Source organism: Brucella sp. NBRC 113783, assembly GCF_040372265.1.
Lineage (GTDB): Bacteria > Pseudomonadota > Alphaproteobacteria > Rhizobiales > Rhizobiaceae > Brucella > Brucella teleogrylli.
In genome coordinates this window covers 265,584-288,886 of record NZ_BAABRX010000005.1, presented here as the reverse complement: position 1 = coordinate 288,886, position 23,303 = coordinate 265,584, and the positions used below count along the sequence as shown (strand labels likewise).

The following is a 23,303-nucleotide window of genomic DNA, read 5'->3' as shown; positions in this document are numbered from 1 at the left end:
GCTAAAACATGGAGGTTAAAAATGCTGACAGGCCCATTGTGTCGAGCAGGCCGCGCGCTCGTTGAGATTTCACGCGATAACCTCGCCAAACTATCCAAGGTGGATGCATCGGTTATCGAAGATTTTGAGCGGAAGATCGACAAGCCGTCCGCTGAAACGATCAATCAGCTACAAAGCGCGTTGGAAGATCTCGGCGCAGTTTTTATCCCGGAAGATGAACGCGGAGTTGGCGTTCGCTTGAAATTCACCGCCTCCGAAGCCAAACGCATAGCGATCCTCGAAGGCGAAGGCGGCATCATAGCCCAGGATGACGTCACCTGACACATTGGTGCCGTGGCCGTTCAAAGAGCCGTTTGTACTGCGAACGCCGGATTTCGTTTTGATACACTATCTGCAGGCATAAGCATTAAGGCAGAACTCTCTTGCGGGAGAGCACATGTGAGCGTCTGCCCCGCCTAAACGGGGCAAATCATTCAACCGCCGAAAATGGTCCGTCCACCGCTGAAACCCGATCCCGAACTGGTCGTAAATCCGCTCCTGTTCTTGCCGCCCGCGACAATGACCCCGGTAGATTTATCGGACTTTACCGTCTGGGTATCCAGGTTTCCGTTCGTTGGCGCGGTCGCAAATGCAGTTCCTGCCATCATGAATGCACCAACGGCTAACAAAGCTATGGTCTTCATCGTTCCTCCTTTGCTGGCCCCGCCAGCTGACGCCGATATACGATGAGATCATGCGGGCGTTGACGCACAATCCGGCGTTTAGAAAACGCCAGATTTGGCCTCGATGATATACGGCACATGCCGTATTTCGGCATCTAGACGCCCTCCACAGTATTGAAATTTCAGTCAGTTACTAAGCCGGGGCGAACATATTGCGGAGGCTGAGAGCCAAAAGACGGCATGGTTTGCCACACCCGATCAAAGTGCGGCAGAACACCGTGTGAATAGATTGCCACACCCAAGAAAATAAAACCTTGGATATCAACCGCTTACAGTGATTTTGAGAAAGAGATGGAGGCCTCGCCCGGAATCGAACCGGGGTGCAAGGATTTGCAGTCCTCTGCGTAACCACTCCGCCACGAGGCCTTCCTGAGAGCGTTTCCAAATCAATTGGTTCGGCTCTGCGCAGTTCCAATATTGATCCCTGCCCACTTCGTCAAGCGATTCGAGCCCTTTGTGTAAAAAATCCTTGGTGTTTTCTCTTGGCCTACGAATGAACGCCTGCGGCCAGTGTGATTGGGGAATTTTAGAACATTACGATCTGTTAACGCATTGGAAAGGACAGGCTGTGCAACAATAAGGCCATGAGACAAGCGCCGACATGGAGACGAGTGAAGCACGCGGCTTGCTTCGTTTTGCGCGTGGCCATGCTGGCCGCCCCCATTCTGCTGGCATTAGCGGCTTTGACCATGGTGACCAATCCGGACGGTAACAAACCGCCGGTTCCCGACAAGGGTGTTTCCGGCGCGACAGCGCCGACCGGAAATTGATCCCTCGTCGGCAATCTGACGTTACAAATTGCAACAGCTGGAAACCTCGCTGCCGAATCCTGGATTGAAATGGCTCGTAGAGTGCCGCAATCGTTCAATTGCGGAGATGATTTATGGCCAAGCTGCAGTTCTTTTTTGCAAAGGCCTTGCCCTATATGGGAACAGGCTTCATGCTCGTCAATTTTCTGGCTTTGCTTTACGCCGTCACCATACGCGGATGATTTCATGACGATTAGAAGCGAAAAGGGCGCCGTAGCGCCCTCTTTCATTTGACGACGTGCCAGACGCCGCCCTTGCCGTCGCCTTTAACGTCACCCATCTTCATGTCGTCGTGGTAACGATAAAGCGGCATTCCCTTGTAAGCCCACATATCCTTGCCGTCCGTGGCTTTGACGACAGAAAAGTCGCCGTCCGATTTTGCGCCTTTGTCGGCATGAAATGCAGGCCACATCTTCAGGCATTTGGCATCGCAGGACGATTTACCGCCTTCGTCCTTGTCAAACGTATAGAGCGTCATGCCCTTCGGCGTGGTCAGTATTTTGCCGGACTGGCTATCCATCATCTTGGCAGGTTCGGCTGCAAACGCGCCAGCCGTCGATAGCGCGACCAATCCGATCGCTAGAAGCATCGTTTTCACGGCATATCCTCCTTGGTTCGGAAGACAGGCATATGATCGTTTATAGTTCCGCCTGTTCTTCCGATCGGGAGTTTGCGCCCCGTTGCAGCCCGAAATATGGCGCTGCGATTCGGAAGCAAAGAATCAATTAGCCGGAACCGGACAACTGAGATCACCCTCTTCGCAGCTTAGATAAGTCCGCAGTTGCTTATTGCGCTGCTCGGTCAGGTCGGTTTTGCAGCTGGCAACAAGCATCGGATAGATGCTGCCACCGGAAGAATTGCCCGCATTGAAACCGCATTCGGCATCTCTGAATGCAATCCATGCGCGCTGGGCTTTGACAAACCGCGCCTTTCCATCTGCGTCATCGGCAAGACGCTTCTGGATTTCCCTGAAGTTGCCGGCGAGCTTCTTTTCGGCAGCAGAAAAATCATCGCCAGCGCATTGGGTCATCGTGGCCTGATCTTGCGCATTGGCGCATTTTTTAGAGGCCGCCGTCGCAGGCAGACAAAGAAAAAGCGAAGCAAGACCAACAGCTGCAATCCGTAGCATCAATATTCTCCCAAGCGTGACAGTTCCTTTTCAAAAAAAGTATAGCTATGTCAGTTTTAAATGCACATGAAACCGCTAAATTAGGTTAACCGAAAAGAAGCACGCGGAACATCTTTCGGAAGTGGCTTATCGCGCGCCCTCATCTGCGGCTTTTCTTTCAATCCAGTCCCGTGCTGCCTGCCAGCTGCCGAAGGCCATTCGCTGATTGTGCAGCGCGTAGGCGATCCAGCGTTCCTCGGGGTTTTCGCTGTCTTCAGGCATGATGGTGCCGATGCGATTACCATGACTGTCATGCACAGGATAAATCATCAAAACTCCCTCCCCGGAGGTTCCGCGTCGGCGTTGTTTACGGGCCGACCTTTCTGTTTATTGTTTGCGCTCTCGATTGCCAGAGCCGGACGAGCAGTTATTATTGCCCCCCACTATTCAGGGGTTAGGTGGAGACATAAACAATGCTCGCGACGTTTCTAGAATTTCCCACCTATGCCGTCTTTTTGTTTTTCATAGCTTTTGCTCTTATACTATTCGCTATAGGCTATTGCGCGCTACGATATCTCAATGTGCACGCCAAACACGATATTTTTTCCATACCTGCACCAGCCTTTCTCGGAACGATTGCAACCGCATGGGCGCTTTCCATTGGCTTTGTCGCTGCCGACGCATGGTCGCTCAATTCTCGCGCCGATTTTTCGGTGAGCAAGGAGCGCTCTGCCATCCACCGATTGCTGGATACAGCTAACCCCTTGGTTCTCAACGATGAGGAACTAAAGACTGCGGTGCTCAACTATCGCACCATCGTGGTCGACGATGAATGGGGACGACGGAACAACACGGCTTCGACATTGGAAGTGGATCACGCGATTCTGGAGATTCGCGCCATGGTCCAAAAGATTGCGCTTTCGGGCCTGCCCGGTCCGATTGTCTCGCAACTCGTCAATGATTTTGACGAACTTCAGGATGCCCGTAATGAGCGATTGGCGGTGGCGAGCGCGTCGATCGACGAATCCAAGTGGTATCTCGTCCTTTTCCTGACCCTGCTGACAGCCATCACGATTGCTTCGGTCCATGCCGACCGACCGCTTGCCGGGCGGCGTGCCCTGATCCTCTACGTGCTCACAGCCACGATCAGTCTTTGGATATTGGCAAACCACGCAAATCCCTATGTCGGGATGGGGGATCTCAAACCGGACCTGCTCTTCTCCGCACAACGGCACCCTGCGGCTCCAGCGCAGCCCGCTGGCTCGTGATTCATCTCTGGACTGGGGATTGCGGAAAAATCGACTGAACGCTCTCCTGCGCCTGCCTGAAGCCATCAGCATTCAATGACGGTTCTGCGGCCCAATGTGCCACTGCGGCGAAGTGATTCGCGCTCTGCACGTGACGATTTAAAGATGGAGAAATTTGCCTGAACTGAAACGGGTAAAACGCCGTTCAGTCACAGTCCATTGCTAATGCAATGCTTGACTAGTTTTGTGCAAGTGATTGAGATATTAAGCAACTTCAGCAATTGAAGTGGCTCCCCGGGCCGGATTCGAACCAGCGACCAACCGGTTAACAGCCGGTTGCTCTACCACTGAGCTACCGGGGAACAGGTGCTCGTTGCGTCAGCGATGTGGCGTATAGCAAAAGGATTTCGGGTTTGCAAAGGGCAAAATCGTATTTTTTCCAACTTTTTGCATCTGCCTCACGAAACCCTATATTCTCTGGGACATTCAGACGTAAAAAATATGCAGCAGCTGTGGAGAGACCTGGTCCAGTGAACGAAGAAACGAACCCCAAAGCGCCCCGCAAGGTCATTTTGATTCTTGGTCGGCGAATCCCGATTCCCCAATCGGTGATGATGCGCCGCATGTTGGGCGGCACTCTGGTGGCCGGTGGTGCACTGGGTTTTCTTCCTGTGCTGGGTTTTTGGATGCTTCCGCTTGGCCTGATCGTGCTTTCTCACGATTCTCACCGGGTTCGTCGTATCCGCCGGCGCAGCGAAATCTACATCTGGCGCAAATGGGTGCGCCGCAACGCGTCCTCAAATGCCAATGGTGGCACGGGAAACTGATATCTCGCGCCGTTGCAGGCCTGAGCGCTCAACAGAACCAACGCGATAGAAACGACATGGCCCGGCATGAAGCCGGGCCAATCCGAGTCCGCGTATCAGTTGATGGTTCAGGACAGATTCTTCCGCCGCTGCGCGTAACTGCGCCGCCGGACTTCTCCCGGCGTCAGATGGCGATATTTCCGAAGCGCAGTCGTCATGTGGCTCTGGCTGGAGAAACCCAACGTGGCGGCAAGCTCACTCAAGGATATATCGGTCTCGCGCAGGCATCGCTCGGCTTCGTCCAGCCGCAGTCGCATCAGATATTGATGTGGTGTGAGACCGAAGCTTGCGCGAAAACAGGTTGCAAAATGGCCCGCTGAAATCCCGATCAGGGATGCCATGTCCGGCACAGATACCTGCTGGCGATAATTTTCCCTGAGATAATTCTCAATCTGCCGGCAGGCATAATTGCTGAGCCCAAACTGTTGTTTGTTGCTACCGCGGGCGATAGACGCATTGCGCACCAGCACGCCTGTCAGCACCGTGCGGAACGCATCCATATAGGTGCTGCTTACATGAGGTGATACTTGTAGCTCGCCCCAAAGGATCTGCGCCAGTTGCAGGCACTGTCTGTTGGAAAAATGAATTGGCGTCCAGCTATGGGTAGCTTCTTCGCATTCTTCCGCCGAGAAGAACGACGTGTCGAGCGTCACCGTCAGATGCGCGGTATTTTTGGGCCACACAATTGCGCAGCTCATGTGAGCGGGAATGATGAACGTCATACCTGCCGGGCAATTGATGGTCTCCTCAGGCCCCTCAAAGGGCTTCCATCTCAACCCGCGCACCATTTCGAGCACGATGATGGCTATGGTTTCGAGCGAGTGATACGTCCTCTCGCCAATGTCTGAAAAACCGTAATCAATATCGGGTTTGCCACCGCCATCCAGCGATGCCAGCTGCATTGCGTTGATTACTGGCGATGGATCATAAGTAGAAAAATTCATTGAGTTATTCTTCATGAAGATGCTCATATTATCCTCAATCATCAAACCGAAAAAAAGAATAAATATTGGGAGCGCCACGGGTTTAATGGAACGGACTCGAAACCTGTATTCCCCCTGGATTTTAGAAAATCAAAACGGCCTTCCCTCAAAAACCGTGTGAATGCCGCAAATCAATCTTTAGTTGCAATTGAAAGATTATGCAACCGAATTATTGAAGCCGGACAAAACGTGTTGCGGCACGGAATAAGGCTCCGTTGTTGTATCCTTTCCTTTGCTCTCATTAGCAGCTTCTCATGTAAATCAGGCGGATATTGGGGCTGTTGCACGCCATTGCATTTTTGCATCCATTGAAAACCGAAATGCAGCGCGGTTTGGGCTTCCTTGACGGCTTCTTCATCGACCTTGAATAATGCACAGGGCCTGTCCGAATTGAATGCAAAGCTGTCCACCTCGGTCGCGCTGCGTCACACCGCTGTAATAAAGGCCCGCTAAACAGGGGGCCACGATGTGGGGGTGCATTCGCGCTGTTTCTGCATTGGAACTGTTTTTGCCGCTTGTCGAGGTCTCATAAAGATGTTTCAATCTGAATTGCACGGCTGTGCAGAAAAAACAGAAGCAGCCGGCGATCCTGGGGAGGAGACGCCTATGCCAGCTTTTCTGGAGGTGGCGAGCGCGCGCGTTCGTTATGGCAATAATGAGGTTCTCAAAGGGGTAGATCTGTCGGTCCGCAAAGGCGAATTCGTTGCCCTGCTCGGATCGTCAGGTTGTGGAAAAACAACCCTGCTGCGTGCAATCGCTGGTTTCAACACGCCCAGCAGCGGCGCGATCAGGGTCAATGGTGCTGATGTGACTCGCCTGCCCCCGGACAAGCGCGGCATGGCGCTGGTATTCCAGTCCTATGCGTTGTGGCCGCACATGACGGTTGCGCAGAACATCGGCTATGGTCTGCGCATTCGCGGTATTGCCAAAGACACGATCAAGCAGAAGGTGCAGGAAGTTGCCCGCCTGCTTGGCCTCGACGCACTGCTGGAAAGGAAGCCCGCAGCTTTGTCCGGAGGTCAGCGCCAGCGCGTCGCGCTGGGTCGTGCACTGGCCATCCAGCCCGACATTCTGCTTCTTGACGAGCCCCTCTCCAATCTTGACGCGCGTATTCGTCTGTCGGTGCGTCATGAAATCAACGCCTTGCAGCGCCGTCTGGGTATTACGGCGGTTCACGTGACCCATGATCGCGAAGAGGCGATGGTCATGGCGGATCGGATCGTGATTCTCAACAATGGCGAGATCGCCCAGGCTGGCGCACCCGAGGAAGTCTACAACCATCCGGCGTCCGATTTTGTGGCCGCCTTCATGGGCGCGGAAAATCTGATTGAACTGCCTGTTGCGATCAAAGCTGACAGGATCGAAATCGCGGCAGGCGCGCATAACAAGGCAAGCACTATTCCAGCCGGAAGGCGCACTCTTTCCGACGGAATCGCTTCCGCGCGCTTCCGCAGCGAAGCTGCGCATCTCGTAAAGCCGGGCACACAGCGCGACAATGCACCTGCCCTCGTCCTCACAGGCAGGGTGGAGCAGACCAGCTATCCCGGCGGCCTTTGGCGACACATGGTCAGCATCGGCGACCGCCATATCATGGTCGATGCGCAGGAAAGCCACCAACCCGGTACGGATGTCGAAATCCAGATACCCGAACAGGCGCTGTTTCTGTTCGACAAGTAGTCCCGCACCAGTTTTGCCGGGCGGCGTTTCGGCTCGGCCAATGTCAGTAACTGCGGGCATCAACCAGTCCGCAGCAGCTTAAAAATTCCCGATGAAGCAACAGGATGCCTTGCATCCCAATCGCAATCCACAAACCGGATGATCCGGATTTAACAGGAGTTTTTCATGAGAACGGTCCTGAAAGCAGCAATGGTACTCGGTCTTACCGTGGCCCCTGCATCCGCCGACGAACTGACGGTGCTTACCGCCGGTGACCAGAACATGGTCGATTACGTCAACCAGTATCTCGGACCATTGTTCGAGAAGGAAAATCCGGGCACGACCGTGCGCGTTGTCGGCACCGGCCCGGGCGATGCCGGTTCGCAGAAGATTCTCGAGCGTTTCGAAGCCCAGTCCAAGGCGGATGTCGAAAAATGGGATACGGACGTTGCCGTCATCTATGAAAAATTCGCCGGGCCGATGGTCACCGGCAAATTCCTTGAGAATTATCGCGGCAAGATCGAAACCGGCAAGCTGGTAACCCGCGGCAATGCCAAGATGGCGCTCGGCACCAATGTCGACGGCTATGTCATGCCGATGTTCAACAGCCAGACCGCGCTTGCCTATAATCCCGCACTCGTCGCCACACCGCCCAAGAGCTATGATGAGCTTGTCGCCTGGGCCAAGGAAAATCCGAAGCAGTTCGGCTATAACGGCATCAAGGGCGGTGCTTCGGGCGTCAGCTTCGTCATGGGCTGGATTTATGCCTATGGCGGCGATGCGAACAAGCTTCAGCAGGGACCGTTTGAAGAAGGCGAAGCCAAGAATTGGGACAAGGCTTTTGCATCGCTGAAGGAGTTCACCAAGAACGCGACCCTGACGCCGGGCAATGCCGGAACGCTCGACATGCTAAGCCGTGGCGAAATCGCCATGGGTCCGGTCTGGGTGGATATGTTCTATTCATGGAAGGCCAATGGCCAGTTGCCGCCGGAAATGAAGCTTGTTCTGCCTGAGCCGGGCATGCCGGGCCAGCCGATGCATTATGTGATCCCGGAAAAGAGTGCGAATAAAGAACTGGCCGAAAAGTTCGTCGCGCTGGCAACCAGCCCGAAGGTTCAGGCCGAAGGCATTGTGAAGCGCTTCAACTGGTATCCGGGCATTGACGCCGATAACGTCAAATCGGAACTCGATGCCGACACCTGGAACAAGCTTTTCACCGATATCTCGTCAGATGATCTGGGCAAGTTCGGCAAGTCCTTCCCGATTGCGCCGTACAACACCGCCATTCTCGAAGCCTACGAACGTCAAGTTGGCAACTGATAACCGCGTTGCCGGATGCGCCGCCGCAGGCGCATCCGGCATTCCATCGTTTTCATGAGGTCTCGAATGTCGCCAAGACTGACGGGTTTACTGCTGGTCGCGCCTGCATTGGCAATCGTCGTGGTATTGTTCATCGTGCCGCTGTTCGGCGCCCTCACCGGAGCATTTTATGTGTCCGGGCAATGGGGTTTCGGCAATTTTACCAAGACATTCGAGCTTTATTCAAGCGACATTCTGTTCACATTGCTGATCGTCGTGCTGTCGTCGGCGCTGATAGCGCTGCTTTCCATCGTGATCAGCGGTTACCTGACGCTCGGCTCCAATCCGCGCGCTGTCGCGGTCCTGCGGTGGCTCTATCGCTGGCCCTTGTTCATTCCCTTTATCGTCGTCGGACAGATTTTGCGGACCTTTCTCGCCAAGAACGGTCTGATGAACAGCCTGCTGATCGAAACCGGCATATTGACGCCGTTGCAGGCGATGAGCTTTCTTGACTGGCGCGGCATTACCATCGCTTTCGTCTGGAAACAGACCCCGTTCGTCACCCTGCTGCTGGCAGGCGCTATGGCTTCGCTCGACAGAAGCACCATTGAATCCGCCCGCAATCTGGGCGCAGGACGCCTGCGTATCCTGATCGAGATTGTTCTGCCACAGGTGCGCCAGACGCTTCTTGTGGGGCTTATCTTAAGCTTCGTGACCATGATGTCGGTCCTGTCCGTACCGCTGATGATCAACGCGCAATCACCCACCATGATTACCGCCAATATGGCCTTCCGCATCAATGCCTATGGCGATTACGGTGTCGCCAATGCGCTTGGCACGATTTCGCTGCTGATGACCAGTCTGGTGGCGTGGATCTATCTGCGCCAGACCATGAAGGAGCACGGCAAATGAGCACCACCTTCGACTGGCGCTGGATACCGCGCGGCATCATACTCGGCCTTCTGGCCTTCGCGATTTTCGGCCCGCTGGCCAACCTCCTCCTGTGGGCTGTGGCGGAACGTTGGTATTTTCCACACACACTGCCGCTGCAATACGGTTTCTCCTTCTGGGCGAATGTGTTTTCGCCGCGCGGCAATGCCTTGTCGTCGCTTGGAACCAGTGTTCTCATCGCGATCCTGACCGTGATCGTCTCGCTTGGTCTGGCCATTCCAGCGGGCTATGCGCTGGCAAGGCTGAAACTGCCGTTTCGTGGCCTGATCCTGCTGACGCTCCTGATCCCGCAAGCCTTTCCCAACCTCCCGGTCTATGTGAACATCGCGCAAATGTTCTATTCGTTCGGCCTCAACGGCACGATCATCGGCGTGGTGTTGGTGCATGTCACGCATGGTCTGGTCTATGCGGTCTGGATTGCAACCGCTGCCTTCTCGGCCATCGACAGCGAGCTTGAAGAAGCCGCGCGTTCCATGGGCGCTTCCGCGATGAAAACCTTCTTCGACATCACATTGCCAATCGCCGCACCGGGGCTGCTGGCAAGCGCAATCTTCGTTTTCCTCGAATCGCTGGATGAATTTACCGGGACCTATTTCGTGGGCGCACCGGACATTTCCACCCTGCCGCTCTTGCTCTATACGGCAAGCTCTGGCGGCAACTATCAGATTGCATCAATCAGCGCTTTGATACTGCTTGTGCCGTCGATTGCATTCATGTTCGTTGTGGAGCGCTTTCTTCGCGCCGATGTTCTTTCGAAAGTGGGGCGCTAGAAATGGCTCAGCAGGATCAGGACGCCAGTGGTGGCCCGCGCTTCATCAGCGCGCATGAAGTGGCGCAGGAAGCAGGCGTTTCGCGCTCCGCCGTCTCGCGCACCTTCACGCCCGGCGCGAGCGTCTCGGCTGCAACCCGCGAGAAAGTGCTGAAAGCCGCCGACAAGCTTGGCTATCAGGTCAATGATCTTGCTCGCGGTCTTCTCGCCCACCGCAGCCGTATCGTCGGCATGATCGCCGCCGATCCCGACAGCCCTTTTCGTGCCCGCCAGATCGCCACCCTTTCCCGACGTCTTGCGGCGCGCGGCAATGTGCCGGTTTTGATCCCCACCGGTCAGCATGGCGAGAACCTTTCTGCCGCCCACGAGGCGCTGTTGCGCTATCGTGCGGAAGCGACGGTGGTTTTGTCGGGCATGCCTTCCTCGTCCTTCGTCGAACTGGCGCAGCGAAATGGCCAACCGCTCATTCTCGTGGGCCGGACCGAGGCCGGGGCAGACCGCGTCCACGCCAACAACAAACTCGCAGCAGAAACGGCGGTCGATGTTTTTACTGCGCGGGGTTTAAAAAAGCTTGGCCTGATTACATCAAGCGTCGGCAGTCCGAGCCTTGTGGAACGAGAGCAAGCATTTGTAGCCAAGGCGGCCAGTATGGGCCTGCCGGTGGTCGTGCAGCGCGGTGAACTGACGGACTATGACAGCGGGTTCGCCGCCGGTTCGCTGCTTCTTGGCGATAAGGATCGGGTTGAAGCCGTGCTTTGCGTCAATGATCTGATGGCGTTTGGCCTGATGGACTGCGCGCGCGATGTCTATAATCTCAGCATTCCGGAGGACCTTTCGATCATCGGTTTCGATAATGTGGCCGAGGCGCGCTGGGGCGCATATCGTCTGACGACATTCGATCAGAATGCGGAGCGCCTTTCGGCGGAAATCGTTCGCCTGCTCGATGAACGACAAAGCGCACCCAATGAGCCGCCGCAGACGATTATCCTGGACATGCCGCTCATTCTGCGCGGTAGTGTGCGGCCACTGAAAACCGACCATGCGACCAAGGGCGCAAAGGGTGCCTGACCCATGACATTTCATTCCGTCTGGCTGCGCCCGTCGCGTGGCGACCTCCAGTTTCTCGAAACGATAGTTCGCGATCTGGCGCTTCGCTTTGATACACCAGTTTTCGAACCGCATGCGACATTGATCCCCGATATGGAACGTTCGGCTGAAGAGCTTCAACCGCTGGTTCTCAGCCTTGCGATAGGGCGCAAGCCGCTCGATATCAAGATCGACGGTATAACTACAACGGAAGCGTATTTCCGTTCGTTCTATGCCGAATTGGAGAAAACGCCGCCGCTGATGAATTTGAAGCGAGATACAATCGGCATTTCGGGCATGGACGATCTCGCAAGTTTCGTCCCGCATGTGTCTCTTGCCTATGGCGTTCATGAGACGCCGGAGAAACGCGTCGAAATGAAACGTCTTTCAGATGCACTGTCCGGTCGTAGTCTTCGTTTTGATCGCATGGTCATTGTCAGTTCGTCCAGCATGACCCCAATCGACCAGTGGATCGTCAAGAATGAGATTTATCTGGCCGGATAACAGAAAGCCCGGTCAAAACCGGGCTTTTCATAGTCAGCATTAGAGCGCATCCCGAAAAGTGTGAAACGGTTTTCGGAAAAGATGCGCGTTAAAACAAAGAATTAGAGCGCCGATCTGATCCAATCACATCGAACCGCGCTCTATTGAGCGCGATCAGAGCGGGCGCGGATTGTTGCGGTAAACTTCCGCAATATCAGCCAGCACTTCGTCCGACAGTTTCAGCTCATGGGCCGCGATATCCGTCTTTAGCTGCTCAACAGTCGTGGCCCCGATGATGACCGAGGTCATGAACGGGCGGGTCAACGAGAAGGCAATGCCCATCTGGGCGATATCGAGGCCATGCTTCCTGGCAACATCGATATAAGCACGCACCACCGGTTCCGAATGGGAATTGTCACGCCACAGGCCGCCATCGGTGACCGCCGCGCGTGAACCGGCTGGCACATTGCCGCCAAGATATTTGCCCGTCAGCACGCCTGCGGCGAGTGTCGAATAGGCCAGCAGTCCGATATCTTCCGCCAAAGACACTTCAGCCATGTCGTAATCATAGTGGCGCTGCAACAGACCATATTCGTTCTGGATCGACGCCATGCGCGGCAGACCGTGTTCCTCAGCCAGACGCAGCCAGCGCATCGTTCCCCATGCGGTTTCGTTGGAAAGACCGACATGACGGATCTTGCCTTCGCGAACCATATCGTCGAGGCCGAGCAAAGTGTCATGCATATGCTGCAATTCCGACTTCGCATCGTTCTTGGTGAAATCAAAATTCCACCCCTGTCCGAAATGATAATGCGAGCGCATCGGCCAATGGATCTGGTAAAGATCGATGTGATCGGTCTGAAGGCGCTTCAGGCTGTTCTCAACCGCCTCGCGCACACTGGCGCGGCTTGGGCGGGCGCCGCCGCGAATCCACTCCTGACGACCGCCGCCCGCAATTTTGCTGGCGAGAATGACCTTGTCGCGCTTGCCCGATTTCTTGAACCAGTTGCCGATATAGGTCTCGGTCTTGCCGTAGCTTTCAGCGCTCATCGGAATGGCATAGCCTTCCGCCGTGTCGATGAAGTTGATGCCTGCATCGACAGCAATATCCAGCTGTTCGTGGGCGTCGGCTTCGGTGTTCTGCACACCCCAGGTCATGGTTCCGAGGCAAATTTCAGTGACAGAGAGGCCGGTGCGGCCCAGGGAATTCTTTTTCACGAGGATTTTCCGGATCAATTGGTCCGCAGAACTGCGGAATAATGTGAGGGGTGAATTGATAGCCCCGCTTCGTCGCCTCTGACAAGCCTGTCACAAAATATTCAACGATTACAGGAAGCGTTCTGCCGAATAAGGCGTCGGATCGATATAGGTTTTCTCGCCTGTCATCATTTCAGCGATGAGGCGTCCGCTTGCAGGGCCCAGCGTCAGGCCATGATGGGCGTGGCCGAAATCGAACCACAATCCCTTGTGGCGCGGTGCCGGACCAATCACCGGTCGCATGTCTGGTAGGCATGGGCGCAGACCAAGCCATGGCGTGCTGTCCACCGGCTCTCCAAGCTGCGGCACCAGACGCCGCGCAATCTTCTCCGTCTTTCCAAGCTGGATACGATTGGCCGCAGCCGAGGGCGAAGCGAATTCGATGCCGGTGGTCAGCCGTACACCCTGCACCATCGGCGCCAAAACGTAACCGGCTTCCTCATCCACCACTGTATGGCCCAGTCGCGTATTGTTGCGCATTGCGAAATGCAGGTGATGGCCGCGTTTGATGCCCAGCGGAATGGGATAGCCGAAGCGGCGGAAAATGAGCCCCGACTGAGGCCCAAGCGCCACGACAACCTCACGCGCCTTAACCGGCCCTTCCCGCGTCGTCACCTGCCAGTTGTCGCCATTCTGCGCCAGCGTTGACGCGTCGCCATGTACAAATCTGCCGCCGCGATTGATGAATAGATCGGCGTAGGCCCGCACAAGTCCAGCCGGATTGACCACCGATTTGGGATCGAGCCAGTGAATGGCACCCGCAACCTCGCCCAGAGCGGTTTCGCGTGCGCGCAAGGCTCCGGCATCCAGAATGTCATAGGCCAGATTAAAACGCTGTAAATTGGGTAGACGACGCACCGCGGCATCAAAAGCGGATTGGTTGCGGTAAACCTGCATCCAGCCCTGTTTGCGAATGAGCTTTTCGCAGCCCGCCTCTGCAATCAGAGCATCATGCTCATGCACGCTTGCTTCGATCAGCGGCAGCATGGCCTGCGCGGCAATCTCCAGACGTTCCGGCGACGATTCCCGCCAGTAACGGTAAAGCCAGCGCGCCATCCGCGGAACATAAAGCGGAGAATAGCGCACATCGGTACGGCGATTGGTGGCGTAGCGCAGAAGCTTCCCAAAACCCTGCGGAAAGGAATAGGGAATGACGCTGGAGCGTTCGATCAGGCCGGCATTGCCGAAACTCGTTCCCTGCCCCGGCTCTGCCTTGTCGATCAGACAGACGGAACGTCCGCGCGCCTGCAAATGAAGCGCAGCCGAAACGCCGACAATGCCAGCGCCTAGAACGATAATATCCTGATTTTGCATCGGTATTTCCGGCATTCTCATTACAATACGCGCCAGCGTTTAGCTGGCGCGTTTCTGCTTGCAGCAAAGTCTGCTGCTGGTCGGGATCAATAAATGTCGAAGTCGAAATATTTCTTCACGATGGTGGCATAGGTGCCGTCATCGCGGATTTTCTTGATCGCGGCATTCAGCTGTTCGCGCAGATCGTTGTCTTCCTGCCGGACGGCAATACCGGCTGCGGTCTGCGTTCCCGGCACGTCTCCGAGCAGCTTGCAGCAATCAGCGCCATCAGCCTTAAGCCAATCCACGAGCGGGAACTTGTCCGACACGACGGCATCCAGACGACCGCTCTTGAGATCGGCATTGGCTTCGTCGGCGGTCGGGTAAAGTTTGGCTTCGGCACCACCCTTTGCATAAACGTCTTCGGCATAGGTTGCCTGCGTCGTGGAAGCCTGCGCGCCGATGGTCTTGCCCTTCAACGCTTCAACGTCAACCGAAGTGATCGCGCTGTCCTTCGGAACGGCGACTGCGAGCGGCGTGGAATAATATTTGTCCGTGAATGCGACCTGCTTCTTGCGCTCTTCGGTGATGCTCATGGAAGCGAGAACAGCGTCGAACTTATTCGACTTCAGGCCGGGGATCATGCCGTCCCCGTCATTGGCGACAATCGTGCACTTGGCTTGCATGGCAGCGCAGAGCGCTTTTCCAATTTCAACGTCCATCCCCTGAAGGGAGCCGTCAGCAGCAACGAAGTTGAAGGGCGGATAAGCGCCTTCCGTCGCGATGCGAATTTCCTTCCATTCCTTTGCCTGCGCCGGAATAACGGCGGCCACAGTGGAAAGGCCAGCAAAAAGGCCCGCGGCAAGGATAGATTTCAGCATGATGGTTTCCCCTTAAATGCTTATTTTGTTGACTGCTTTTTAGTTCGTCCGACAGAAATTCGCTGTTTAGTGCAGCGCGCGAACCTCATCGGCTTCAGTTTGACTGAAGCACCGGATGCCGCCAACATCAAGTAGCCTTTTGGCGGCATCCGATGATATTTTAAGATCAATAGATGTCGAAATCGAAGTACTTCTTGCGGATCGTGTCGTAGGTGCCGTTTTCGCGGATCTTCTTGATCGCGGCATTGAACTGCTCGCGCAGATCGTCATCGCCCTTGCGCAGCGCCACGGCGATTTTGGTTTCGGAACCCGGAATGTCGCCGAGGAACTTGCAGCAATCCGCGCCCTGCTTCTTCAGCCAGTCGGCAGCGAGGAACTTGTCGGCTGCAATCGCATCGACGCGACCGCTTTCCAGATCGGCATTGGCTTCGTCGGCGGTCGGATAGAGCTTCACGTCAGCGCCAGCCTTGCCATAAACGTCATCGGCATAATTGCCCTGCGTGGTGCCAGCCTGTGCGCCGATGGTCTTGCCATCAAATGCCGACGGTTCAAGCGAAGTGAGGTCCGTATCCTTGGGCACGACGACCGCAAGCGGCGTCGTGTAATAGCGCTCGGTAAAGGCAACCTGCTGTTCGCGTTCCGGCGTGATGGCCATCGATGCGATCACTGCGTCGAACTTGTTGGCCTGCAGGCCGGGGATCATGCCATCCCAATCATTGGCGACGACCGTGCACTTGGCTTCCATGGCTTCGCACAGAGCATTGGCGATATCGAGATCGAAGCCAACGAGCTTGCCTTCTGGCGACATGTAATTGAACGGAGGATATGCGCCCTCGCTGGCGATACGGATTTCCTTCCATTCCTTGGCCTGAACGGGCAAGGCGAGGACGACAGTGGCCAGACCGGCCAGCAAAACTGATTTCAACATGATTTCCCTGTTTCATAGTCCTGTGCAATTCCGGCTGTTGACCGGAGTGCCGTTGCATGAGGCGAGAGTTCGCCCGTTTCTCAAAGCCCCGGTGGCAAGCCCCCTTGGCCAAAAGCACGAAAGGGCTCACTGCGCTGACACGCAGTGAGCCCAAGTTCATCAGCCCAGAAAAATCAGGCAACCAGACGCGTGGAATGGTCGTCCTGTGCATAGGCCTTGCCGAAGCGGTTCGCGAGGAATGCTTCCAGCGTGATGTCTTCCTGACGAATGAAGCCTTTCTGCGGCAGGTCGCCCTTGGCCAGCATGTCGAGCACCGCGCAAATGGCCGAAGCCGTGGTGATCTGGATGCCGGAACGGACGATCTTGCCAACCTGCGCAGCATAAACCTTGTTTGCGTAGGTTTCTTGAACCAGACGGCCATTCTTGGTGCCGGAAACGGTCACGAAGATCACGACAACGTCCTGAAGCGTAGTCGGTAGCGCGTTTTCGAAGATGTCCTTCAGAACTTCGCGGCGATGACGCAGGCCGAGATCGTTCAGAAGCGCCTTCATAAGCGCAACGTGGCCCGGATAGCGAATGGTGCGATAGTTGAGGGTGCGCACCTTGCCTTCCAGTGTTTCGCACAGCGTGCCGAGTCCGCCCGAGGTGTTGAACGCTTCATAGGTCACGCCGTCGAGCGAGAATTCTTCACGTTCTTCCAGCGCTGGAACTTCCGACAGTTCGCCGTCCACGATGGCTTCGCAAGGCTCGATATATTCGTTGATGACGCCGTCGGTGCTCCAGGTCAGGTTGTAGTTGAGCGCATTGGACGGATATTGCGGCAGAGCGCCGACGCGCATGCGAACGCTATCGAGCTTGTCGAAACGCTTGGCCAGATCATAAGCGACGATGGAGATGAAGCCCGGGGCAAGGCCACACTGCGGGATGAAAGCCGTCTTGGCGTCCTGGGCCAGTTCCTTCACGCGGCGCGTGCTGGCAACGTCTTCGGTCAGATCGAGATAGTGAACGCCTGCCTTGGCAGCGGCTTCGGCGATGCGGGTGGTCAGGTGGAACGGAGCGGCGCTCAGCACGGCAAACTTGCCGGTAAGGGCAGCTTCAAGCGCCTTGGCGTCTTCAATGTCGAGCGCCTGCGTCTTGACTGCGGCACCGGATTCCAGCGCGTCGAGCTGTGCCTGCGAACGATCGACGACGGTGACGTCATACTCACCTGTGGAAGCCAGAAGATCGGCAATGGTTGCACCGATTTTACCTGCGCCGACGACAACGATCTGTTTCATTTTGTTTTCCCCTTGGCCTTTCTGGTCCCACTGGAATGCAATTCGATATGCAAGAATCGCATAGTCTTATGCAAAAAGAAGCGTATGAACCGACGATCTGACGTTGTTTCTTTGCACATTATGCCGTAATAATTATGCATTATGCCGACAAATGCAGACCTGAACCTCATCGCCCTCCTTCGTGAAAACGCGCGCGCTTCCACAGCCGAGCTCGCCCGACGCCTGGGCGTCTCGCGAACAACTGTGCAAAGCCGCATCGAAAAGCTGGAAAAGCAGGGCGTCATCGAGGGCTATACCGTTCGAATCGCACCGGAATTCGAGCGCGATCTGGTGCGCGCCCATGTGCTAGTGACAGCACTGCCCAAACTAGCGCCAAAGGTTGAAACCGCGCTGCGCGGCATGATGACGGTCAGAACGCTCCATTCCGTCAGCGGTCATTTCGATATGATTGTCGTGGTTGAAGCGCCCTCTATTCAGGAACTGGACGCAGTTCTCGACAGGATCGGCGCGCTTGAAGGCGTGGAACGCACCATGTCGTCCATTGTGCTTTCCACGCGCATCGACCGATAAGCGCATAGCCTTCGAGCGTCAGTCCTTCGAACTGCCTTCCCAGCCCGCATAGAAAACGCCGTTCTGCTTTTCCATGAAAGCAGTGACTGCCTCGATTTCATCCGGCTCGATGGATGTGCTGACCAGGGTTGCCAGTATCTCCACGGTTTTCGGGTTGCGATCAGTGATCTCCACGTCGCTGACCGGATACTTCGCGTCTTCCAGCCGTTCGACCAGCAATTCGCGCAGTTCCTCCATCCCGTCATGAGAAGCGATGACGCGCACTTCGTAAGTTTGCTCCAAAGCGCGTTCATGGATCGGGATGCGGCTGATGAGATTGACGAGGTGACGCAGAAGCGTGTTGCCGAACAGGATAAAAACCGTGAGCAACGCAGCTTCGGCAACCATGTCGGTTCCCGCAAATGCGCCCACTGCTGCCGAGCACCAGAGCGTCGCGGCAGTGTTGAGGCCGCGCACATTCATGCCCTCTTTCATGATGACGCCTGCGCCCAGAAAGCCGATACCCGAAATGACATAGGCAATTACACGCGTGGATTCCGGCGCCCCGGCAATACGTACCGCAAGGTCGACGAAAGCGGCAGCGCCGAGCGCCACCAGAGCATTGGTGCGCAGTCCTGCGGTCCGCTGCCGATACTGGCGTTCCGCGCCGATCAGCGTGCCGAAAATGAATGCTGCGGTCAGGCTGACGACCGTATCCAGAAAAGGAAAGAGATCAAATGTCTTTAAAAACTGCATGGCAAAAAGTCCTTATTTGCCGGGCATATAATACAGTTTCTTGAAACGAATATGACGGCGCACCGGGGTACGCCGTCATAGAATTAAAACAGCTGTTTTGACTGTTAGTACAGAAGGCGCGCGCGAATGGTGCCGGGAATTTCGCGCATGGCGTTCAGAATGTCGTCGCTGGCCTCGCCGACGCCGTCAGCTTCCATCACGAGATAGCCCACTTCGCCATCCGTCTGCAGAAACTGGCTGGCGATGTTGATGCCATGCGTGGAGAAAATGTTCATCAGGCTGTTGAGGATGCCGGGACGGTTTTCATGCACATGCATGAAGCGCGTGCCGGTCGGGCGCGGCGGAAGCTGAACCTGCGGGAAGTTCACGGCGCCCAGCGTCGAGCCAACATCGGAATATTCGATCAGCTTGCGCGTCACTTCGATGCCGATGCGCTCCTGCGCTTCTTCCGTCGAACCGCCAATATGCGGCGTCAGAATGACATTCTCGATGCCCTGAATCGGTGAAACGAACTTGTCGTTGTTGGAAGCAGGCTCGACCGGGAAAACGTCGATTGCCGCACCGGCAAGATGGCCTTCCTGAAGAACTTTTGCCAGCGCATCCAGATCGACAACCGTGCCCCGCGCATTGTTGATGAGGAAGGCGCCCTTCTTCATCTTGCGCAGTCGTGCTTCGGTGATGAGCTTCGACGTGGACTTGTTCGACGGTACATGCAGGCTGACGACATCGGAAATCTTCAGCAATTCGTCGAGTGTCGCCGTTGGCTTCACATTGCCGTATTGCAGCTTGTCGGATGTGTCGTAGTAGCGAACGGTCATGCCGAGGCTTTCGGCCAGATTGCCGACCTGCGAGCCAATATTGCCGTATCCGATAATGCCGAGCGTCTTGCCGCGCACTTCGCGGCTGCCGGTCGCAGTCTTATCCCAGCCGCCGGCATGAGCCGATACCGACCGCGGGAAAATGCGACGCATCAGCATGATGATCTCGCCGATCACCAATTCTGCAACCGAGCGCGTATTGGAAAACGGCGCGTTGAAAACCGGAATGCCGCGCTTGCGGGCCGCTTTCAGATCGACCTGATTGGTGCCGACGGAAAAGCAGCCGACTGCAACCAGACGGTTCGCTGCGGCGAAGATTTCTTCGGTCAGCTGCGTGCGCGAGCGGATACCGATGATATGCGCATGCGAAATCGCTTCAATCAGATCGGCTTTGTCCAGCGCCTTGGGAAGATGCGTGACATTCGTGTAGCCGGAGGATTTGAAGTATTCAACGGCAGTCGGATTGATGCCTTCGAGAAGAAGAACATTGATGCGATCACGGGCGAAAGAAAGACGTTCGGTCATTGTCAGGGTTTCCAGGCTGGAACAGCAAACGGTCGGATTACGACATGAATGAAGCCAAATCTGTCGTCAATACGATATTTTCGGATATGTCAGCTGCTTGCGCGGTGGGAGGCCGCCAGTTCTTGTTGCGCGGGTGCTTTAACACCGGAGAACCGCCGGGTACAGATATTAACGCTTTCATTCGCAAAAAAGTTGGAGCAGATGCGCTTGCACCCGCTGGCCTTTATTGGGAAGGCTCGATTTTTCTGAATGTCCCGGGGCTTTGCCCGATCCATTTTTGAAAGGCGCGATAGAATGCGCTGGGCTCGCTATAGCCGAGTTCCGCCGCAACTTCCGCAACGGTCAGCCTGTCCTCCTGCAACAGTTGCTGTGCTGTTACGAAGCGCAACTCGTCCTTGATCGTTCCAAAACTCTGCCCTTCGGCTTTCAGCCTGCGCCGCAGCGTCGGGGCGGACATTTTCAACTGTACGGCTATATCTTCGAATGAAGGCCATTCCTGCGCAGGCATCTGACTCAGATGCCCGCGAACCCGTGAGGAAATGTCGTGATCGTGGCGATAGCGGATCAGGATATTGGCCGGAGCCTCACGCAGAAAATTTTCGAGCGCTACGTCGCTGCGAATGATCGGCAAGGCCAGATAGGATGAATCGAAAACCAGTCGCGTTGCGGACTGATCGAACAGCACCGGCGCGCCGAAGAATTTTCGATAATCCTGCCGGTCCACGGGTGCCGGACAGGCGAAATCGAGTGTTCGCAACGGAATGCGCCGCCCCACCAGCCAGCACGCCACGCCCATCAGGATTAGCCAGTAGGCGCGATAGGCGAAGGCTGGGCGCGGCGAACCTGCATCCGTCAGCACGATATGCGCCATGCCGTCGCGAATGCGCAATTCGCCACGCGGATCGTCCAGCACGACATTGAGAAACTGCAAGGCACGGCGCAAGGCACGCTCCAGAGTGCCCGCATGTAAAACGGCATGACAAAGCAGGTTGAAGCTGCCGGGCCGCATCGGGCGTGCGGCCAAACCGAAGAACTCATCATCGATGGTTTCGGCAATCAGCCACCACAGGCGACCGTATTGGATATTCGTGACCGGCTCGGTCAGTCTATCCGGCAAACCGACTGCCGCCATCAATGGCGCGGTATCGATGCCACGCTGGCGCACGCTTTCCAAAGCATCTTCAACGAAGCCGGGTGTGATATTATGGCGTTCCATGGACTGAACTTTATTGCAAAAACGGTCACCAATTAAGACCTCTAATGTCATTGTTTGCAATGATTGAGGGATTAACCTCTTCCTCGCAGCGTTACTAGAGGAGCTTGGCGCTGCCGTGACTAGTCTGGGAGGAATACCGGAATGACTGAAGCGTCTGCTTTCACGCAGCGTGTGCGTTATGATGACGCCGTGGCAAAGTTTGAACTCGATCATGCCATCACACAGCTTGCGGGCCATCCCGACACCGGCCTCAATGCCTGCGTGGAATGCTGCGACCGTTATGTCGGCGAGAACCGGATAGCGCTGCGCGCGATTTCCGCCGACGGCCAGGTGACAGAACTCACCTTTGAAAAATTGCGCGATCTTTCCGCAAAAGTCGGCAACGTGCTGAAGAATGCAGGCGTCAGTGCGGGCGATGTCGTTGCCGGTCTCCTGCCACGCACACCCGAACTTGTTGCAACCATTCTCGGTGCCTGGCGTATCGGCGCTATATATCAGCCGCTCTTCACCGCTTTCGGTCCAAAGGCCATCGAACACCGTCTCAAGACAAGCGATGCAAAACTGGTCGTGACCAATCTTGCCAATCGCAGCAAGCTTGACGAAGTCGAAAATTGCCCGCAGGTCGCAACGATACTTGCGCCCGACGAAACCGCACCTGCCGCTGATATCGATTTCCGCGCAGCGCTCGCCGCTGCCTCCACCGATTGTCCGCCTGTCATGCGCAAGGGTGATGATCTTTTCATGATGATGTCCACCTCCGGCACGGCTGGCCTGCCAAAAGGCGTGCCGGTTCCGCTTTTCGCACTGCTCGCCTTTGGCGCCTATATGCGCGAAGCCGTGGGCCTGCGATCCGACGACATTTTCTGGAATATTGCCGATCCCGGCTGGGCCTATGGGCTTTACTATGCCGTGACGGGCCCACTGCAACTGGGCATCGCCACCACGCTTTACGAAGGCGGTTTCAACGCCGAAAGCACCTACGACATTATCGAACGTCTGGGCGTTACCAGTCTGGCCGGTTCGCCAACCGCCTTTCGCCTGTTGATGGCGGCAGGCCCGGAGGCGGCAGCCCGGATCAAGGGACGTCTGCGCGTGGTTTCCAGTGCGGGCGAGCCACTCAATCCGGAAGTGATCCGCTGGTTCGACGCCAATCTCGGCGCGCCGATCCACGACCATTACGGACAGACGGAACTCGGCATGGTGGTCAACAATCACCACGGTCTTGAACATGCCGTGCGTCAGGGTTCGGCGGGCTATGCCATGCCGGGCTATCGCGTCGCGGTTCTGGATGAGGCCGGAAATGAACTCGGCCCGAACCAGCCGGGTGTTCTCGCCATCGATATCGCAAAATCGCCACTGCTCTGGTTTTTCGGTTATTACAAGCAGGAAACACCAGCCATTGCAGGCGGCTATTACCGCACCGGCGATACGGTGGAATTCGAAGACGACGGTTCCGTCAGCTTCATTGGTCGTGCCGATGATGTCATCACCTCATCCGGCTATCGCATCGGACCGTTCGACGTGGAAAGCGCCCTGCTGGAGCATCCGGCGGTCAATGAGGCGGCGGTCGTCGGCGTTCCTGATCCGCAACGCACCGAAATCGTCAAGGCATTCGTCATTCTGGCACCCGGACAGGAAGGCACGCCCGCGCTTGCCGAAGAACTGGCGCAACATGTGAAGAAACGGCTTTCCGCCCATGCCTATCCGCGCGAGATCGATTTCGTCAGCGAGCTGCCGAAAACGCCAAGCGGAAAAATCCAGCGCTTTCTGCTGCGCAAGGCAGAAATCGACAAACAGCAACAGACAACAGCCTGAGGTACAATT

General features: G+C 56.0%; 25 protein-coding genes and 2 tRNA genes. 12 read left to right on the top strand and 15 right to left on the bottom strand.

The genetic code is table 11. The annotated features are described in order from the left end of the window. Window positions 1-21 precede the first annotated feature (21 nt). Window positions 22-321 carry a hypothetical protein gene (locus ABWW11_RS17465; RefSeq protein ID WP_109367334.1) on the top strand — a complete coding sequence of 100 codons (300 nt, stop codon included), beginning with the start codon at window positions 22-24 and terminating at the stop codon, window positions 319-321. Between the two features lie 152 nt (window positions 322-473). Here ABWW11_RS17465 and ABWW11_RS17460 read toward each other — a convergent pair whose 3' ends face one another. Together ABWW11_RS17460 and ABWW11_RS17455 are read right to left on the bottom strand one after the other, a co-directional pair. Then, window positions 474-683 carry a hypothetical protein gene (locus tag ABWW11_RS17460; protein ID WP_109367333.1) on the bottom strand — a complete coding sequence of 70 codons (210 nt, stop codon included), beginning with the start codon at window positions 681-683 and terminating at the stop codon, window positions 474-476. Window positions 684-1,014: 331 nt separating this feature from the next. After that, window positions 1,015-1,088: transfer RNA gene (locus ABWW11_RS17455), tRNA-Cys, on the bottom strand. A 245-nt stretch (window positions 1,089-1,333) separates the two neighbouring features. Here ABWW11_RS17455 and ABWW11_RS17450 point away from each other — a divergent pair. Next, window positions 1,334-1,492 carry a hypothetical protein gene (locus tag ABWW11_RS17450; protein ID WP_167836083.1) on the top strand — a complete coding sequence of 53 codons (159 nt, stop codon included), beginning with the start codon at window positions 1,334-1,336 and terminating at the stop codon, window positions 1,490-1,492. A gap of 265 nt (window positions 1,493-1,757) precedes the next feature. On the opposite strand, the gene ABWW11_RS17445 is transcribed toward ABWW11_RS17450, so the two are convergent. From ABWW11_RS17445 to ABWW11_RS17435, 3 genes are all read right to left on the bottom strand, one after another. After that, window positions 1,758-2,129, bottom strand: coding sequence for a COG4315 family predicted lipoprotein (locus ABWW11_RS17445; RefSeq protein WP_109367332.1), 372 nt, complete (start codon window positions 2,127-2,129; stop codon window positions 1,758-1,760). Window positions 2,130-2,252: 123 nt separating this feature from the next. Then, window positions 2,253-2,660, bottom strand: a complete 408-nt coding sequence (locus ABWW11_RS17440; protein WP_109367331.1) for a lysozyme inhibitor LprI family protein — start codon at window positions 2,658-2,660, stop codon at window positions 2,253-2,255. A gap of 126 nt (window positions 2,661-2,786) precedes the next feature. Continuing rightward, the gene (locus tag ABWW11_RS17435; protein WP_109367330.1) at window positions 2,787-2,969 is read right to left on the bottom strand and encodes a hypothetical protein; all 183 of its coding nucleotides are present in this window, start codon (window positions 2,967-2,969) and stop codon (window positions 2,787-2,789) included. A gap of 251 nt (window positions 2,970-3,220) precedes the next feature. Here ABWW11_RS17435 and ABWW11_RS17430 point away from each other — a divergent pair, with 251 nt between their 5' ends. Then, entirely contained in the window at window positions 3,221-3,907 is a 687-nt protein-coding gene (locus tag ABWW11_RS17430; protein ID WP_235858958.1) for a bestrophin-like domain, read from the top strand. Between the two features lie 266 nt (window positions 3,908-4,173). Here ABWW11_RS17430 and ABWW11_RS17425 read toward each other — a convergent pair. Continuing rightward, window positions 4,174-4,248 (bottom strand) — tRNA-Asn (locus ABWW11_RS17425). A gap of 249 nt (window positions 4,249-4,497) precedes the next feature. On the opposite strand from ABWW11_RS17425, the gene ABWW11_RS17420 reads away from it, so the two are divergent. Continuing rightward, entirely contained in the window at window positions 4,498-4,713 is a 216-nt protein-coding gene (locus ABWW11_RS17420; protein ID WP_235858964.1) for a hypothetical protein, read from the top strand. 107 nt (window positions 4,714-4,820) lie between these two features. Here ABWW11_RS17420 and ABWW11_RS17415 read toward each other — a convergent pair whose 3' ends face one another. Next, window positions 4,821-5,723, bottom strand: coding sequence for an AraC family transcriptional regulator (locus ABWW11_RS17415; RefSeq protein ID WP_235858955.1), 903 nt, complete (start codon window positions 5,721-5,723; stop codon window positions 4,821-4,823). A 618-nt stretch (window positions 5,724-6,341) separates the two neighbouring features. Here ABWW11_RS17415 and ABWW11_RS17410 point away from each other — a divergent pair. The 6 genes from ABWW11_RS17410 (at window position 6,342) to ABWW11_RS17385 (ending at window position 12,000) form a co-directional block, all read left to right on the top strand. Continuing rightward, the gene (locus ABWW11_RS17410) at window positions 6,342-7,412 is read left to right on the top strand and encodes an ABC transporter ATP-binding protein (protein ID WP_109367327.1); all 1,071 of its coding nucleotides are present in this window, start codon (window positions 6,342-6,344) and stop codon (window positions 7,410-7,412) included. 165 nt (window positions 7,413-7,577) lie between these two features. Further along, on the top strand, window positions 7,578-8,711 hold the full coding sequence (locus ABWW11_RS17405) for an ABC transporter substrate-binding protein (RefSeq protein ID WP_319081223.1): 1,134 nt from the start codon (window positions 7,578-7,580) through the stop codon (window positions 8,709-8,711). A gap of 66 nt (window positions 8,712-8,777) precedes the next feature. Next, on the top strand, window positions 8,778-9,602 hold the full coding sequence (locus ABWW11_RS17400; protein ID WP_121538298.1) for an ABC transporter permease: 825 nt from the start codon (window positions 8,778-8,780) through the stop codon (window positions 9,600-9,602). Continuing rightward, on the top strand, window positions 9,599-10,411 hold the full coding sequence (locus ABWW11_RS17395) for an ABC transporter permease (RefSeq protein WP_109367324.1): 813 nt from the start codon (window positions 9,599-9,601) through the stop codon (window positions 10,409-10,411). Before ABWW11_RS17400 ends, ABWW11_RS17395 begins: the two co-directional genes overlap by 4 nt. 2 nt (window positions 10,412-10,413) lie before the next feature. Continuing rightward, window positions 10,414-11,478: a LacI family DNA-binding transcriptional regulator gene (locus ABWW11_RS17390; RefSeq protein WP_109367323.1), complete on the top strand. Its 1,065-nt coding sequence runs from the start codon at window positions 10,414-10,416 to the stop codon at window positions 11,476-11,478. 3 nt (window positions 11,479-11,481) lie between these two features. After that, window positions 11,482-12,000, top strand: coding sequence for a 2'-5' RNA ligase family protein (locus tag ABWW11_RS17385; RefSeq protein WP_109367322.1), 519 nt, complete (start codon window positions 11,482-11,484; stop codon window positions 11,998-12,000). Window positions 12,001-12,153: 153 nt separating this feature from the next. Here the strand turns inward: ABWW11_RS17385 and ABWW11_RS17380 are convergent, their stop codons facing one another. The 5 genes from ABWW11_RS17380 to ABWW11_RS17360 all read right to left on the bottom strand — a co-directional run bounded on the left by ABWW11_RS17380 (window position 12,154) and on the right by ABWW11_RS17360 (window position 17,615). Beyond that, window positions 12,154-13,197: an aldo/keto reductase gene (locus ABWW11_RS17380; RefSeq protein ID WP_121538296.1), complete on the bottom strand. Its 1,044-nt coding sequence runs from the start codon at window positions 13,195-13,197 to the stop codon at window positions 12,154-12,156. A gap of 108 nt (window positions 13,198-13,305) precedes the next feature. Next, window positions 13,306-14,556, bottom strand: a complete 1,251-nt coding sequence (locus ABWW11_RS17375; RefSeq protein WP_109367982.1) for an NAD(P)/FAD-dependent oxidoreductase — start codon at window positions 14,554-14,556, stop codon at window positions 13,306-13,308. Window positions 14,557-14,636: 80 nt separating this feature from the next. Then, window positions 14,637-15,398, bottom strand: a complete 762-nt coding sequence (locus ABWW11_RS17370; protein ID WP_413464696.1) for an ABC transporter substrate-binding protein — start codon at window positions 15,396-15,398, stop codon at window positions 14,637-14,639. 178 nt (window positions 15,399-15,576) lie between these two features. Next, the gene (locus tag ABWW11_RS17365) at window positions 15,577-16,338 is read right to left on the bottom strand and encodes an ABC transporter substrate-binding protein (protein ID WP_109367319.1); all 762 of its coding nucleotides are present in this window, start codon (window positions 16,336-16,338) and stop codon (window positions 15,577-15,579) included. A 173-nt stretch (window positions 16,339-16,511) separates the two neighbouring features. Next, window positions 16,512-17,615 (bottom strand): saccharopine dehydrogenase family protein, encoded by a 1,104-nt coding sequence (locus ABWW11_RS17360; RefSeq protein ID WP_109367318.1) that lies wholly within the window; start codon window positions 17,613-17,615, stop codon window positions 16,512-16,514. A gap of 141 nt (window positions 17,616-17,756) precedes the next feature. Between ABWW11_RS17360 and ABWW11_RS17355 the strand changes: the two genes are divergently transcribed. Next, window positions 17,757-18,185 (top strand): Lrp/AsnC family transcriptional regulator, encoded by a 429-nt coding sequence (locus ABWW11_RS17355; RefSeq protein ID WP_078336932.1) that lies wholly within the window; start codon window positions 17,757-17,759, stop codon window positions 18,183-18,185. 18 nt (window positions 18,186-18,203) lie between these two features. Here ABWW11_RS17355 and ABWW11_RS17350 read toward each other — a convergent pair whose 3' ends face one another. The 3 genes from ABWW11_RS17350 to ABWW11_RS17340 form a co-directional block, all read right to left on the bottom strand. Next, window positions 18,204-18,920, bottom strand: coding sequence for an MgtC/SapB family protein (locus tag ABWW11_RS17350; protein WP_109367317.1), 717 nt, complete (start codon window positions 18,918-18,920; stop codon window positions 18,204-18,206). Between the two features lie 104 nt (window positions 18,921-19,024). Then, on the bottom strand, window positions 19,025-20,263 hold the full coding sequence (gene serA / locus ABWW11_RS17345; protein WP_109367316.1) for a phosphoglycerate dehydrogenase: 1,239 nt from the start codon (window positions 20,261-20,263) through the stop codon (window positions 19,025-19,027). Between the two features lie 223 nt (window positions 20,264-20,486). Beyond that, a complete protein-coding gene (locus ABWW11_RS17340; protein ID WP_109367315.1) occupies window positions 20,487-21,479 on the bottom strand; it encodes an AraC family transcriptional regulator in 993 nt (330 codons plus the stop codon). 141 nt (window positions 21,480-21,620) lie between these two features. Here ABWW11_RS17340 and ABWW11_RS17335 point away from each other — a divergent pair, with 141 nt between their 5' ends. Beyond that, a complete protein-coding gene (locus ABWW11_RS17335; RefSeq protein WP_109367314.1) occupies window positions 21,621-23,294 on the top strand; it encodes an acyl-CoA synthetase in 1,674 nt (557 codons plus the stop codon). Window positions 23,295-23,303 lie beyond the last annotated feature (9 nt).

What these genes read in the sequence shown, in the direction of transcription:
- ABWW11_RS17465 (WP_109367334.1), top strand. Translation starts at nt 22, where the DNA reads ATGCTGACAGGCCCATTGTGTCGAGCAGGCCGCGCGCTCGTTGAGATT.
- ABWW11_RS17460 (WP_109367333.1), bottom strand. Translation starts at nt 683, where the DNA reads ATGAAGACCATAGCTTTGTTAGCCGTTGGTGCATTCATGATGGCAGGA.
- ABWW11_RS17440 (WP_109367331.1), bottom strand. Translation starts at nt 2,660, where the DNA reads ATGCTACGGATTGCAGCTGTTGGTCTTGCTTCGCTTTTTCTTTGTCTG.
- ABWW11_RS17435 (WP_109367330.1), bottom strand. Translation starts at nt 2,969, where the DNA reads ATGATTTATCCTGTGCATGACAGTCATGGTAATCGCATCGGCACCATC.
- ABWW11_RS17420 (WP_235858964.1), top strand. Translation starts at nt 4,498, where the DNA reads ATGATGCGCCGCATGTTGGGCGGCACTCTGGTGGCCGGTGGTGCACTG.
- ABWW11_RS17415 (WP_235858955.1), bottom strand. Translation starts at nt 5,723, where the DNA reads ATGAGCATCTTCATGAAGAATAACTCAATGAATTTTTCTACTTATGAT.
- ABWW11_RS17410 (WP_109367327.1), top strand. Translation starts at nt 6,342, where the DNA reads ATGCCAGCTTTTCTGGAGGTGGCGAGCGCGCGCGTTCGTTATGGCAAT.
- ABWW11_RS17405 (WP_319081223.1), top strand. Translation starts at nt 7,578, where the DNA reads ATGAGAACGGTCCTGAAAGCAGCAATGGTACTCGGTCTTACCGTGGCC.
- ABWW11_RS17400 (WP_121538298.1), top strand. Translation starts at nt 8,778, where the DNA reads ATGTCGCCAAGACTGACGGGTTTACTGCTGGTCGCGCCTGCATTGGCA.
- ABWW11_RS17395 (WP_109367324.1), top strand. Translation starts at nt 9,599, where the DNA reads ATGAGCACCACCTTCGACTGGCGCTGGATACCGCGCGGCATCATACTC.
- ABWW11_RS17390 (WP_109367323.1), top strand. Translation starts at nt 10,414, where the DNA reads ATGGCTCAGCAGGATCAGGACGCCAGTGGTGGCCCGCGCTTCATCAGC.
- ABWW11_RS17385 (WP_109367322.1), top strand. Translation starts at nt 11,482, where the DNA reads ATGACATTTCATTCCGTCTGGCTGCGCCCGTCGCGTGGCGACCTCCAG.
- ABWW11_RS17365 (WP_109367319.1), bottom strand. Translation starts at nt 16,338, where the DNA reads ATGTTGAAATCAGTTTTGCTGGCCGGTCTGGCCACTGTCGTCCTCGCC.
- ABWW11_RS17360 (WP_109367318.1), bottom strand. Translation starts at nt 17,615, where the DNA reads ATGAAACAGATCGTTGTCGTCGGCGCAGGTAAAATCGGTGCAACCATT.
- ABWW11_RS17355 (WP_078336932.1), top strand. Translation starts at nt 17,757, where the DNA reads ATGCCGACAAATGCAGACCTGAACCTCATCGCCCTCCTTCGTGAAAAC.
- ABWW11_RS17350 (WP_109367317.1), bottom strand. Translation starts at nt 18,920, where the DNA reads ATGCAGTTTTTAAAGACATTTGATCTCTTTCCTTTTCTGGATACGGTC.
- serA (WP_109367316.1), bottom strand. Translation starts at nt 20,263, where the DNA reads ATGACCGAACGTCTTTCTTTCGCCCGTGATCGCATCAATGTTCTTCTT.
- ABWW11_RS17340 (WP_109367315.1), bottom strand. Translation starts at nt 21,479, where the DNA reads ATGGAACGCCATAATATCACACCCGGCTTCGTTGAAGATGCTTTGGAA.
- ABWW11_RS17335 (WP_109367314.1), top strand. Translation starts at nt 21,621, where the DNA reads ATGACTGAAGCGTCTGCTTTCACGCAGCGTGTGCGTTATGATGACGCC.